Source organism: Paenarthrobacter sp. E2MeOHC11 (assembly GCF_058744955.1).
On the sequence record NZ_CP196673.1, the window covers coordinates 3435700 to 3448326 of the forward strand.

Annotated in this window: 11 protein-coding genes; 10 read left to right on the plus strand and 1 reads right to left on the minus strand. The window is 62.6% G+C overall.

What is annotated here, in order from left to right; translation table 11 throughout:
• Nucleotides 1–82: 82 nt before the first annotated feature.
• The 9 genes from ACSSVG_RS15985 to ACSSVG_RS16025 all read left to right on the plus strand — a co-directional run bounded on the left by ACSSVG_RS15985 (nucleotide 83) and on the right by ACSSVG_RS16025 (nucleotide 10631).
• A complete protein-coding gene (locus ACSSVG_RS15985) occupies nucleotides 83–1825 on the plus strand; it encodes a nitrite/sulfite reductase (RefSeq protein WP_253468807.1) in 1743 nt (580 codons plus the stop codon).
• The gene (locus ACSSVG_RS15990; protein ID WP_231340071.1) at nucleotides 1822–2574 is read left to right on the plus strand and encodes a phosphoadenylyl-sulfate reductase; all 753 of its coding nucleotides are present in this window, start codon (nucleotides 1822–1824) and stop codon (nucleotides 2572–2574) included. The genes ACSSVG_RS15985 and ACSSVG_RS15990 overlap by 4 nt, the downstream gene beginning before the upstream one ends.
• Nucleotides 2571–3530: a sulfate adenylyltransferase subunit CysD gene (gene cysD, locus ACSSVG_RS15995; protein ID WP_492415632.1), complete on the plus strand. Its 960-nt coding sequence runs from the start codon at nucleotides 2571–2573 to the stop codon at nucleotides 3528–3530. Before ACSSVG_RS15990 ends, cysD begins: the two co-directional genes overlap by 4 nt.
• Entirely contained in the window at nucleotides 3531–4934 is a 1404-nt protein-coding gene (locus ACSSVG_RS16000; RefSeq protein WP_492415633.1) for a sulfate adenylyltransferase subunit 1, read from the plus strand. It begins immediately after the preceding gene.
• A 101-nt stretch (nucleotides 4935–5035) separates the two neighbouring features.
• A complete protein-coding gene (gene mmuM, locus ACSSVG_RS16005) occupies nucleotides 5036–6010 on the plus strand; it encodes a homocysteine S-methyltransferase (RefSeq protein ID WP_492415634.1) in 975 nt (324 codons plus the stop codon).
• A 991-nt stretch (nucleotides 6011–7001) separates the two neighbouring features.
• Complete coding sequence (locus ACSSVG_RS16010; protein ID WP_231340067.1) at nucleotides 7002–8153, plus strand: ABC transporter substrate-binding protein; 1152 nt, start codon at nucleotides 7002–7004, stop codon at nucleotides 8151–8153.
• Between the two features lie 96 nt (nucleotides 8154–8249).
• A complete protein-coding gene (locus tag ACSSVG_RS16015) occupies nucleotides 8250–8981 on the plus strand; it encodes an ABC transporter ATP-binding protein (protein ID WP_089595922.1) in 732 nt (243 codons plus the stop codon).
• Complete coding sequence (locus ACSSVG_RS16020; protein ID WP_492415635.1) at nucleotides 8971–9915, plus strand: ABC transporter permease; 945 nt, start codon at nucleotides 8971–8973, stop codon at nucleotides 9913–9915. The genes ACSSVG_RS16015 and ACSSVG_RS16020 overlap by 11 nt, the downstream gene beginning before the upstream one ends.
• Nucleotides 9916–10097: 182 nt before the next feature.
• Nucleotides 10098–10631 (plus strand): hypothetical protein, encoded by a 534-nt coding sequence (locus tag ACSSVG_RS16025; protein ID WP_231340065.1) that lies wholly within the window; start codon nucleotides 10098–10100, stop codon nucleotides 10629–10631.
• Between the two features lie 110 nt (nucleotides 10632–10741).
• Here ACSSVG_RS16025 and ACSSVG_RS16030 read toward each other — a convergent pair whose 3' ends face one another.
• A complete protein-coding gene (locus ACSSVG_RS16030; RefSeq protein WP_231340064.1) occupies nucleotides 10742–11359 on the minus strand; it encodes a DUF305 domain-containing protein in 618 nt (205 codons plus the stop codon).
• Nucleotides 11360–12048: 689 nt separating this feature from the next.
• Between ACSSVG_RS16030 and ACSSVG_RS16035 the strand changes: the two genes are divergently transcribed.
• Nucleotides 12049–12606, plus strand: coding sequence for a dihydrofolate reductase family protein (locus ACSSVG_RS16035; protein ID WP_231340063.1), 558 nt, complete (start codon nucleotides 12049–12051; stop codon nucleotides 12604–12606).
• The last annotated feature ends 21 nt before the right edge of the window (nucleotides 12607–12627 follow it).

Sequence of the window (12627 nt, forward strand, 5' to 3'; positions counted from 1 at the left end):
CTTCGTGACGAAATGTTTCCCTAGGTGACTTAGCGTTTCCGGACCTTTGCTGGCGAAAACTGGCCAGACCTACAGTCGAGATATGACAGATACAGCTGTAGCCGGTGCGTCCGCGGACACCGCAGTTCCCTCGCGCCCAGCACGCACCCGCCCTGCCGCCAAGCCACACGGCCAGTGGAAGGTTGACGGCACCGCGCCCCTGAACGCCAACGAAACCTGGAAGCAGGAAGACAGCGGACTCAACGTCCGTGAGCGGATTGAGTCTGTCTACTCCAAAGAAGGCTTCGACTCGATCGACGGCACGGACCTTCACGGCCGCTTCCGCTGGTGGGGCCTCTACACCCAGCGCAAGCCCGGGATCGACGGCGGCAAGACGGCAACCCTTGAACCGCACGAGCTCGAGGACAAGTACTTCATGCTGCGCGTGCGTATCGACGGCGGTGCGCTCACCACTGAGCAGTTGCGCGTCATTGGCCAGATCTCCGTGGACTTCGCCCGCGGCTCGGCCGACCTCACGGACCGCCAGAACATCCAGCTGCACTGGATCCGCGTTGAGGACGTGCCGGAGATCTGGCGCCGCCTTGAGTCCATCGGTCTGTCCACCACCGAGGCCTGCGGCGATGTTCCGCGCGTCATCCTCGGTTCCCCGGTTGCGGGCATTGCCAAGGACGAGATCATTGATCCGACGCCGCTCATCCACGAGCTCGCCGAACGGTTCATCGGTGACCCGGAGCTGGCCAACCTGCCCCGCAAATACAAGACCGCCATCACGGGCCACCCGTCCCAGGACGTGGTGCACGAGATCAACGACTTCGCCCTGGTAGGCGTGGTCCACCCCGAGCACGGTGCCGGTTACGACCTCTGGGTTGGCGGCGGCCTGTCCACCAACCCGCGCCTGGCCGAACGCCTCGGTGTGTTCGTCTCCGCCGATGTTGCAGCTGAAGTATGGCTTGGCGTCACCAGCATCTTCCGCGATTACGGTTACCGCCGCATGCGCACCAAGGCCCGCCTGAAGTTCCTCATGAACGACTGGGGTCCGGCGAAGTTCCGCCAGATCCTTGAAGACGAATACCTCGGCTTCAAGCTTCCGGACGGCCCTGCCGCTCCGAAGCCCACGGCTCCCGGAGACCACATCGGCGTCCACGAGCAGAAGGACGGCAAGTTCTTCATCGGTGTGACCCCGACTGTGGGCCGGACCTCCGGCGAGGCACTTGTCACGCTGGCGGACACCTTGGAGAAGCATGGCAGCTACCGCCTGCGCACTACGCCGCACCAGAAGCTGGTCATCCTTGACGTTGCGAAGGAACAGGTTGAGCCCCTGATCGCTGAACTGGACACGTTGGGCCTCTCCGCCCGTCCGTCCGTGTTCCGCCGCGGCACCATTGCCTGCACGGGCATCGAGTTCTGCAAGCTGGCCATCGTGGAAACCAAGGTCACAGCCGCAACGGCCATCGCTGAACTCGAACGCCGCCTGGCCGACCTCGTGGAGACCAAGCAGCTGCCCTCGGCACTGTCCCTCCACATCAACGGCTGCCCGAACTCCTGCGCTCGTATCCAGACGGCCGATATCGGCCTGAAGGGCATGATGCTGCCAACGCCCGACGGCGACCCCACCCCGGGTTTCCAGGTCCACTTGGGTGGCGGGCTGGCGAACAACGAGCGCGAGGAAGCCGGTTTGGGACGTACCGTCCGTGGCCTGAAGGTCACGGTGGAAGACCTGCCCGATTACGTGGAGCGCGTGGTCCGTAAGTTCGTCGCCGTTGGCGCCGAGGGCCAGACCTTCGCTGAGTGGGCACACTCCGCCGACGAAGGAGATCTCCAATGACAGATCCCGTCACTATTACCAACCTCGCCAGTGCAGCAGCCCGGCCGGCGCTGCGTTCCCACGAAGAGCTCAAGGCCCTGGCTGAAGCCGGAGCCGCTGAACTCGGCTGGAACGCCCCTGCCCGGGACGTCATCGCCTGGGTGGCCCGCAACTTCGAACTGCCCACAGTGACGGTGGCCTGCTCCATGGCCGACGCCGTCCTGCCGGCCCTGGTCGCTGACCAGCTTCCCGGCGTCGACGTCTTGTTCCTGGAGACCGGCTACCACTTCAAGGAAACGTACGAGACACGCGACGAAGTCGCAGCAAACCTCCGCGTCAACGTCGTGGACGTTCTTCCGGAAAGCACCGTGGAGCAGCAGGACCGCCTGCTTGGCAAGGACCTGTTCGCCCGCGACCCCGCCCAGTGCTGTGCGCTGCGCAAAGTCCAGCCCCTGCGCCGTTCGCTGGCCGGTTATGAAGTGTGGTTCACCGGGGTCCGACGCGACGAGGGACCTACACGAACCAACACGCCGGTGGTCACCTGGGATGAGGGTTTCGGCCTGGTCAAGGTGAACCCGATGGTCGATTGGACCTTCGATCAGCTGATCGAGTACTCCGAGGACAACATCCTTCCGGTCAACCCCCTCTTGAGCCAGGGCTACCCGTCCATCGGCTGCCAGCCCTGCACCCGCAAAGTGGCCCCGGGCGAAGACCCCCGTGCCGGCCGCTGGGCAGGATCCGACAAGACAGAATGCGGACTACACACATGAGCACGTACACAACAGAGGAGTCCACGGTGGAAGTTGCAGCGGCAGTCGACGCCCCTTCAGCCGAGCGTTTGAGCAGCCTGGACACCCTCGAGTCCGAAGCGATTCATATCATCCGCGAGGTTGTCGCCGAGTTCGAGAAGCCCGCGCTGCTGTTCTCCGGCGGCAAGGACTCCGTGGTCATGCTGCACCTTGCCACGAAGGCGTTCTGGCCGGGCAAGGTTCCGTTCCCCGTCCTGCACGTGGACACGGGGCATAACTTCCCCGAGGTCATTGACTTCCGGGACCGTACGGTGGAGCGCCTGGGCCTGAAGCTGGTTGTCGGCTCGGTCCAGGAGTTCATTGACAGCGGCGAGCTGGCCGAGCGTGCCGATGGCACCCGCAATCCGCTGCAGACTGTTCCCTTGCTTGATGCGATCCAGAAAAACAAGTTCGACGCCGTCTTTGGCGGCGGCCGCCGTGATGAGGACAAGGCCCGCGCCAAGGAGCGCATCTTGAGCCTCCGTGACGAATTCGGCCAGTGGGATCCGCGCAACCAGCGCCCCGAGCTGTGGAACCTGTACAACGGCCGCCACACGGTGGGCCAGCATGTCCGTGCGTTCCCCATCAGCAACTGGACCGAGCTGGACATTTGGCGCTACATCGAGCGAGAGAACATCGAGCTCCCGGGCCTCTACTACGCCCACGAGCGCGAAGTTTTCGCCCGCGACGGCATGTGGCGGGCAGTGGGCGAGGTTTCCCAGCCGCTGCCGCACGAGGACGTCATCACCAAGCTGGTCCGGTACCGCACGGTAGGCGACATGTCCTGCACCGGTGCTGTTGAGTCCGATGCACGCACCGTGGCCGACGTCGTTGTTGAAGTCGCTGCCTCCACCCTGACCGAACGTGGCGCCACCCGAGCAGATGACCGCATCTCCGAGGCCGCCATGGAAGACCGCAAGAAGGACGGCTACTTCTAAATGAGCACCGAAACTTTGGCTGCCGGGCTCGAAACAGCCCTGCCCACAACCCTGTTCCGTTTCGCTACTGCCGGATCGGTGGACGACGGCAAGTCCACTTTGGTGGGCCGCCTCCTTCACGATTCGAAGGCGATTCTTGCTGACACGCTCGACGCCGTTGCCCGTACCTCTGCGGACCGCGGCTTCGGTGGCGAAAAGGGCGGGATCGACCTCGCCCTCCTGACCGACGGCCTGCGTGCCGAGCGCGAACAGGGCATCACCATCGACGTGGCCTACCGCTACTTCGCTACGGACCGCCGCAGCTTCATCCTGGCGGACTGCCCCGGCCACGTTCAGTACACCAAGAACACGGTGACCGGCGCGTCCACTGCGGATGCCGTCGTCGTACTTATTGACGCCCGTAAGGGTGTGCTGGAGCAGACCCGCCGGCACCTGTCCGTGCTGCAGCTGCTGCGCGTTGCCCACGTGATTGTGGCCGTGAACAAGATCGACCTGGTGGACTTCAGCGAGCAGGTGTTCCGCGACATCGAAGCGGACGTGCAGAAGGTTGCCCGCGAGCTTGGCCTTGGGTCTGATGGTGTGGCCGACTTGCTGGTGGTTCCCGTTTCGGCGCTGGACGGCGACAACGTGGTGGACCGCTCCGAGCGCACCCCTTGGTACACCGGTCCGGCACTCCTGGAGGTCCTCGAAACCCTCCCGGCTGCTGACGAGCTTGAGGCTGAGCTGGAGAGCTTCCGTTTCCCGGTCCAGCTGGTGATCCGTCCGCAGGGTGCTTTGGCTCCGGATGCTGTTGCTGGCGGGCTCGATGTGGAGGCGTACCGCGATTACCGTGCCTATGCAGGCCAGATCACCGAGGGCTCGGTGAAGGTTGGTGACGAAGTTTCCGTCATCAGCCCGGGCCACGAACCTCGCACCACCACGGTGGTTGGCATCGACTTTGCCGGCCAATCGCTGGACGAGGCTGCAGCTCCGCAATCGGTGGCCGTTCGTTTGGCCGATGAGATCGACATCGCCCGCGGCGACACCATCGCTGCTGCAGGCACCGTCCGCGAAAGCACCGCTGACCTGTACGCGTCACTGGCATGGCTCTCGCCGAAGCCTTTGCGTGAAGGCCAAAAGGTCCTGGTGAAGCACGGTACGCGCACGGTCCAGGCACTGGTCCGCAACGTCACCGGCAAGCTGGACCTGGCCACATTCAACGTGGAGCCGGCGTCCAACCTGGAGCTCAACGACATCGGCCACGCGCAGCTGCGACTGTCTGCTCCGCTGCCGCTGGAGAACTACCTGCACCACCGCCGCACCGGCGCTTTCCTGGTGATCGACCCCATCGACGGCAACACCCTTGCCGCCGGCTTGGTCAAGGACCACCCAGGCGACCACGAAGACGAACGTTACGTCATCTAGGGTCACACGTAGTCACAAAACCGCAGCTTGTTCGCGACTCCTCACGTTGTACGGCGGGAATTTCGAACAGGCTGCGGTTTTCTTTTTTTGGGGAAGGACCCATGCCACAGAACACCTCGCTCAGCACTCTCCTCAACGCCGGCAAGGACCTGGTCCTGGACGGTGCGTTAGCCACGGAATTGGAGGCCCACGGCTGCGACCTGGAAGACGCGTTGTGGTCTGCCAAGGTCCTGCTGGAGCAGCCGCACCTGATCAAGCAAGTCCACCGCGACTACTTCGACGCCGGTGCCTCCGTAGCCATCACGGCCAGCTACCAGGCCACTCCGCAGGGCTTTGCGCGGCGCGGGTTGTCCGTTGACGAGTCGTTGGAGTTGGTGGCATTGAGCGTCCGGCTGGCCGACGAAGCCCGCCAGGAAGCCTTGGCGGAGGGGTCTGCGAGCGGCCCTTTGTTGGTGGCCGGATCCGTTGGACCCTACGGCGCTTACCTCGCCGATGGCTCCGAATACCGTGGGGACTACACGCTTTCCGCCGCAGAATTCCAGGATTTTCACCGCCCCCGTATTGCGGCGCTGGTGGAGGCCGGGGCCGATTTCCTGGCGTGCGAGACCCTGCCGTCGTACGCCGAAGCGGAGGCGCTGTTGGCGCTCGTGGCGGAGTTCGACGTCGAATCCTGGTTTACGTTTACGCTGCGGGACAGCAGCCACATCAGTGATGGAACGCCCCTTGCGGACGTCGCTGCGCTGCTGCGCGCGGAACCGCGGGTGGCCGCCGTCGGGGTCAATTGTGTGCCGCTGGAACTGGTGACGGACGCGCTGGGCACCCTGCAGCAGTCCTCCGACAAGCCGCTGGTGGCCTACCCGAATTCGGGGGAGACGTACGATGCCGTGACCAAGAAGTGGGGTCCGTCGAAGGGCGTTCAAGGCACCGGAACCTTGGCCGGCAACGCAGCTGTTTGGCAGGACCGGGGCGCCCATCTCATAGGTGGCTGCTGCCGCACAACTCCGCGCGACATTGAAGCCCTCGCGAGTTACGTTTCGATTGGTGCAACGGACGACGGATCGAAGCCTGCGGTGTGATGACCGGGAAAGTCAGTGCACACCCAGAGTGGTTTCTTGTCGACGTATCGCAGCGGCATGCTGGATTGCCGGCCGTTGGAAGCACACCATGGGCACTCGCCCTCGACTCGGGTTTGGTAAACGACCCCACTGCGGCTTTTCTCATAGATCCCCAAGCCCGTCACCACAATTTGCCCAGGGGCCAAAAGGAAGCGGAAATAGCACCAAACAAGGAGTACAAAAGCACCCAGCAATCCGAGCACGGTCAGGGGAAGGATCCAGCCGCTCCGGACGGAGGCAGGTAAGACTGCCGTTGTTAGAAACGAGAGGATTGTGCAAACCGCCCCGGCTGCACCTACCCAATTGTCAGGCAAGATACTTTTCTTCTTCGAAGCTCGATCAATAGGCATCCGGATGTCGAATGGGTCTGAAGGATCTTTTCCAAACACGATTTGGTCGGCAATGACATCGCGCCCGGCCTGGATGCCATCGTGGTTGTCCCCCATTCGCGTCGCATTTGTCGAGGCCCGGCCGCCTTCAATCTGAGGTACCCGCTGTCCACAACCGCAATATTCATAACCTTCAGGTGGAGTGCGCCCACAGTCACATACGAACATCTAATTCTCCTCTGTTGTCGTTTTCCAAAGCCTCCACGGAGCCCCTGACATTTAAGTGGCGGACTGGAAGTTTCATGACGCTGGGGATTCTCGGTGGTGAAACCTCGTTGAGTTCGATCGTTCGGGAGTCTTGCAAGAGGTCCGGCCCCGAGGATGTCTCTTGTGGGGAAAGCCGGTCGGATCCAGCAGAATCGGTCGGCAAGCATCGCGGCGAATATGACGCCACGTGAACCTGCGTGAACCTTGATTTCTACGGGATTGAAGCCGAAATATGACAGTCCCTACTGTGAAGGCATGACCTCTCCGGAATGGTCCTTGCTTGCCCTCGACGGGCGATGTCACGGGGCCTGATCTTCGCCCCGCTCGCATCCCACATCTCCAAAGGACCCACCCTCATGTCGAACACTCCCGAGTCACAGAAACCCGATTCCGGTACCACCCGCATCGTCGCCGGTGAGACCGCATCCAAGCCGAAGCGCCGCCGCACCCTGGAAATCGGCCTGGCCGTCGGCCTGGTGCTGCTGATCGGTGCAGGCGCCGCCGTTGCTTCCGCTGTTTCGCAGAACAACCAGGCCGCCCCGGCCCCCACCACGTCGCCGGCTGCTGAGCTGAAGCTCGGTTACTTCAGCAACGTCACCCACGGCCCGGCGCTGGTAGGTACCAGCAAGGGCCTGATCGCCAAGGAACTCGGCGACACCAAACTCAGCACCCAGGTCTTCAACGCCGGCCCGGCCGCGATCGAAGCCTTGAACGCCGGCGCCATCGACGCCACGTATATCGGCCCGAACCCGGCCATCAACTCCTTCGTCAAGAGCAAGGGCGAGTCCATCAGCATCATCGCCGGTGCAGCGTCCGGCGGTGCGCAGTTGGTGGTCAAGCCGGAGATCAACTCCGCGGCCGATCTCAAGGGCAAGATCCTCAGCTCCCCGCAGCTCGGAGGAACCCAGGACGTGGCGCTCCGCGCCTGGCTTGGTGGCCAGGGTTTCAAGACCAACACTGATGGCAGCGGCGACGTCAACATCAACCCGACCGAAAACGCCCAGTCGCTGAAGCTCTTCCAGGACGGAAAGCTCGACGGCGCGTGGTTGCCTGAGCCGTGGGCCTCCCGCCTGGTGCTCGAAGCAGGAGCGAAGGTCCTGGTTGACGAGAAGGACCTGTGGGAAAACGGTGACTTCACCACCACCATCCTGATCGTGAACAAGAAGTTCGCTGCCGAACACCCGGAAACCGTGAAGGCCCTCCTGAAGGGCCACGTGGAATCCGTGAACTGGCTCAATTCGGCTTCCGCTTCGGAGAAGGCGACCACCATCAACGCGGTCCTCAAGGACACGGCAGGCAAGCCGCTGCCGGCCAACGTGATTGAGCGTGCGCTCCAGAACATCAAGTTCACTACCGACCCGCTGGCCGGGACGTACAACAAGCTGTTGGAGGACGGTGTCAAGGCCGGGACCACCCAGCAGGCCGACATCAACGGCATCTTCGATCTCCGCACCTTGAACGAGGTTGAAGGCAAGAAGACCTCAGCCGCAGGTCTTGGCCAGGACTAAGCAGTAACGGGCTGGTCCGCTTCCCCTCCGAATCATGGGGGAGCGGGCCGGCTTTTGGCCGCATCAGCTCTACCAATCAACATGAAGGACGGGACCATGCCAGTCGTACTCGAGAACCTGGGCAAACGCTTCGGCGACGGCGCCCCGGTGCTGGACGACGTCAACGCCACCATCGCTCAAGGCGAGTTCGTCGCCCTCCTCGGTGCGTCCGGCTGCGGTAAGTCCACCTTGCTGAACATCATGGCGGGACTGGAACCGCCGACGTCGGGCGCTCTTGAAGTACCCAGCGACGGCGCGGCCTTCATGTTCCAGGACGCGGCCCTGTTCCCGTGGCTGACGGCACGCGGCAACATTGAGTTGGCGTTGCAGCTGGCAGACAAGTCCAGCACGAAGGCGAGCCGGCGTGCCCGTGCCACCGAGCTGTTGGAACTGGTGCACCTGGGCGGCGCGGGGGATAAGCGTCCGCACGAACTGTCCGGCGGCATGAGGCAGCGTGTTGCGTTGGCCCGTTCGCTGGCGCAGGACCGGCAGTTGCTGCTGATGGACGAGCCGTTTGCTGCCCTGGATGCGATCACCCGCGATCTTCTCCACGACGAGCTTGAACGGATCTGGAAGGAAACGGGCCGGACCATCGTGTTCGTCACCCACAACGTCCGCGAGGCCGTCCGCCTGGGTCAGCGCGTGCTGCTGTTGTCCTCGCGTCCCGGCCGTGTCGTTGCCGAGTGGGATGTCACTGAGGAACACCGTACCGATGCCGGCCGTGCCGGGGAGCTGACTGGTGTCATTACCCGCCGTCTTCGCGAGGAGATCCGCCGCCATGCCAAGTAACCCCATCACCACCGAAGAGCGGACCCTTCCCGTGACAGAATCCAAAGAGCACATCACTTCGCCGTCGTTGAAGGGCAACGCCTCGGAGCTCCGGGACCTTGAAGCCGGTCTGGACAACCTGCAGTCCGACACAGCCCGTAAGCGCGGTATCGAATGGAAGCGTGTGCTGCTGCCCGTTGCCGCGCTTGTGGTGCTTATCCTCGCGTGGCAGTTCTACGTTTCGTTGGGGTTCAAGCGCCGTGACCTGGTTCCCGGGCCGTTGGATGTCCTCACCCAGTTCGTGACGATGTGGGGCGAAGGAAAAGTCCAGGAAGCTGTGTGGACCTCGCTGCAGCGTGGCGTGATCGGCTTCCTGATCTCCGTAGTCATCGCCACCCCCGTGGGGTTGATTCTGGCTCAGGTGGCTCCCTTGCGTCGTGCGTTCGGGCCGCTGATTTCCGGGCTGCAGGTGCTCCCTTCCGTGGCGTGGGTTCCTGCCGCGATCATCTGGTTCGGACTGACCGACGCAACTGTCTACTTCGTGGTGTTCATGGGCGCTATTCCGTCCATCATCAACGGGCTGATCTCGGGTGTGGACCAGATCCCGCCGCAGTACCGCAGTGTGGGCACCGTGCTTGGCGCGAACCGGCTCCAGATGGCCTTGCAGATCGTCCTGCCGGCCGCGCTTCCGGGCTACATCGGTGGTTTGAAGCAGGGCTGGGCTTTCTCTTGGCGCTCCCTCATGGCCGCCGAAATCATCGCAGTGGGCGGGACCATCGGCTTCGGCTTGGGCTCGCTGCTGGATCAGGGTCGACTGCTCTCCGATATGACCATCGTGATGTCCGCGATCCTGCTGATCCTGTTCGTGGGCATCCTGATCGAGCTCCTGGTGTTCGGGCCGATCGAGAAGCGTTTGCTGCAGCGCCGGGGTTTGCTGGCGGGCAGCAGCCGCTAACCATTGGAGTTTTTGTACACTTAATGCCCTTAAGAGCGCTTCTTAGGGGCATTACGTGTACAAAAACTCGCCCTTACCGGCCGGATCTGGTTTCGACCCGGACCACATGCTACGTTGCCACGAGCCTTTGCATATGGGGGAGGCGATTCCGGGAATCGTGTGGACGGTGACAGCTCATGATCATGCAGCAAAGAACACTGGTGTCGGTTGCTGTAGCTGCACTGCTTTCCGTGACGTCGTGTGCAGCGCCGGCCCCACAGCCCGACGCGGAAGCGAAGGCCACTGTTCAGTCTCTTATCGAGCGGGCCATCGACCGTAGGAATCATCAAGTTGTCACAGGGTTCTCCTCCACCAAGGAGGAGATCAGTATGGATTTCGTCCCGGCGGCAGTTGAGCGTGTAGAGCTTGAGTACCGAAAACTCCACCAACGCAGGGACGCGTTTGCTCCCTATGGCGTCCTTTTGACGGACACCGGCTCGGAGATCACCATCAAGAAATTCACCATCACCAACACCGGCGCCAAGGTTGAGATCTCGGAGCAGACACAGCTGGAACACGGTCCGGTGAACGGCGTGCAAGGCCCCGGCGAGGGGTACGTATACGACCAAACCGTTGAGCTTGAGAGGACCGGCGACGCGTGGAAGATCAGCAGTATCGCCCCTGAAAATCCGGGCAAGCCTTACCCGACGACAATTGTTGATCCAGACACGCTTTAGGCGCTCGGCACTTCGCGTCGGCCGCTGCATAACAGTCGACTTCCGGACGGCGCGCAAAGGCTCGACGGCGACCTCCCGCCGTCGAGCCCTTGCGTCACCAGACGGTGAGGTTAGAGTCCGGTCAGCAGATCCCGCATTTCCCGAATCTCTGCTTCCTGCGCGGTGACGATGTCCTTGCCTAGCTGGACAGCCTCCGGGTTCTTGCCCTGGGCTATCTCGGTTTTGGCCATGGTCACAGCACCTTCGTGATGCGCGATCATCTGCGTGAGGAAGAGCTTGGTCGCGTCCACACCCTGGGCATCTCTAAGCTTCTGCAGGTCCGCCTCGCTCAGCATGCCGTCCATGCCGTGGCCGCCATGACCCGAGGATCCCATGACAGGCACGTTCCAGCTGTTCAGCCACCCCGTCATCTTCTCTATTTCGGGTGCCTGCGCGTCTTTGATCTTCACGGCCAAGTTGGTAATCGAGGCCGGGATGTCAGCCTTCGCCAGCATGGCATCGGACATCTCCACCGCTTGGGAGTGATGGGGGATCATCATCTGGGCGAACATGGTGTCCGCTGCGTTGTGCCCGGCGTCGCCGCTGTTCGCAGAGGGGCTGATGGAGGTGCCGGAACTTCCATGGTCCATGCCTGGCATGGAACCGGAGCCAGGGTTCGAAGCGCAACCAGCCAGGGCAAGCAGACCTGCGAGAGCCGCTCCGGTCACAGTGAAGTGAGTTCTGTTCATGAGTAAAAGTCCTTTGCATTTCGGGCGGCGTGGATAGTCAGCCGGCCGGTAGTCAGCAGATGGTGAATGGATGTGCGGTCCCGGTTGTTATCGGGCCATCCAGTGCTTACGTACGGCTGATGCAGAGTTGCCCGGGTGTAGGACCGTGGGGTTGGTAGGACCAGGACGGAAAAATGGTGGGCAGTTCCCACGATGCAGGGGTGACTTCGCCTGTCGTGGGTGGGGGAGCGCTCAGGGAAGCTGTTGTGAGGGATGGGATGCAACTGGCAGCCTGAGTGCAGGAGCAGGTTCCAAATTCCGTGCCGTGATCGTCGCCAGCCGGGGCACCGCTCACCTCAAGAGAAGAGCCGTGCGCATGGTGGGACGATGGGGTGCCCACTACAGGCGATGCCGCATGAGTCCCATGCGATCCACCTGCCCCATGGGAACCGCTGATGATGTGCATTCCGAATATGCCTGCAATGACGGCCGTTACCAGAAGTAGAAGCAACGCCCGCCCGAGGAGGGCGGCACGAGGTTGAGGGGACAGCTGCTTGCTCATGATGCTTCACCACCTTCGTCCACTTCCAGTGGTGACAGTATACCCCCATAGGGTATCTGAGAGGGATGCGTTATTGTTGGCACTCCTGGCCCTATGCATTCCTCCGTTGTCCGGTGCGCTGTTGCGATTCGCGGCCTAGAATCGTCGAATGGGCCTTCTAACGTTCAGCATCAACGTCACGCTTGATGGTTGCGTGGACCATCAGGAGGGCATCGCCGACGACGAGACGCACGCCCACTTCACGCGTCTCCTGGATCAGAGCGGCGCAATGCTCTGGGGCCGGACTACCTACGAAATGATGGAGGTCTACTGGCCCCTGGTTGCTCGCGGCGAAGTAGAAGCGCCGCCAGCCCTACGCGAGTGGGCGATCACCTTGGAGGGAAAACCCAAGTACGTCGTTTCCACAACGCGGAGCGACTTCCCCTGGACGAACAGCCACCGGCTGGTCGGCGAACTGGGTACGGCCGTTCAGGAACTCAAGGACAGGACTCCCAAGGGGGTGCTTGTCGGCAGCGGGAAACTAGCAACAGAGCTGGACCGATTGGGCCTGATCGACGAGTACAAATTCCTCATCCACCCCATGATCACAGGCCACGGACCCACCCTTTACCAAGGCGGACTGCCCAGCACCCGGCGCCTTGAACTGATCTCGGCCGAGCCGCTCAGTAACGGAGCGGTGGCGATGCATTATCGCCGGGCTGAATGAGGAAGGAGCAGGCACCGGACG

Coding starts and splice junctions, on each gene's coding strand:
- ACSSVG_RS16035 (WP_231340063.1), top strand. CDS start 12,049: ATGGGCCTTCTAACGTTCAGCATCAACGTCACGCTTGATGGTTGCGTG.
- ACSSVG_RS16010 (WP_231340067.1), top strand. CDS start 7,002: ATGTCGAACACTCCCGAGTCACAGAAACCCGATTCCGGTACCACCCGC.
- ACSSVG_RS15985 (WP_253468807.1), top strand. CDS start 83: ATGACAGATACAGCTGTAGCCGGTGCGTCCGCGGACACCGCAGTTCCC.
- ACSSVG_RS16025 (WP_231340065.1), top strand. CDS start 10,098: ATGCAGCAAAGAACACTGGTGTCGGTTGCTGTAGCTGCACTGCTTTCC.
- ACSSVG_RS16015 (WP_089595922.1), top strand. CDS start 8,250: ATGCCAGTCGTACTCGAGAACCTGGGCAAACGCTTCGGCGACGGCGCC.
- ACSSVG_RS16020 (WP_492415635.1), top strand. CDS start 8,971: ATGCCAAGTAACCCCATCACCACCGAAGAGCGGACCCTTCCCGTGACA.
- ACSSVG_RS15990 (WP_231340071.1), top strand. CDS start 1,822: ATGACAGATCCCGTCACTATTACCAACCTCGCCAGTGCAGCAGCCCGG.
- ACSSVG_RS16000 (WP_492415633.1), top strand. CDS start 3,531: ATGAGCACCGAAACTTTGGCTGCCGGGCTCGAAACAGCCCTGCCCACA.
- ACSSVG_RS16030 (WP_231340064.1), bottom strand. CDS start 11,359: ATGAACAGAACTCACTTCACTGTGACCGGAGCGGCTCTCGCAGGTCTG.
- cysD (WP_492415632.1), top strand. CDS start 2,571: ATGAGCACGTACACAACAGAGGAGTCCACGGTGGAAGTTGCAGCGGCA.
- mmuM (WP_492415634.1), top strand. CDS start 5,036: ATGCCACAGAACACCTCGCTCAGCACTCTCCTCAACGCCGGCAAGGAC.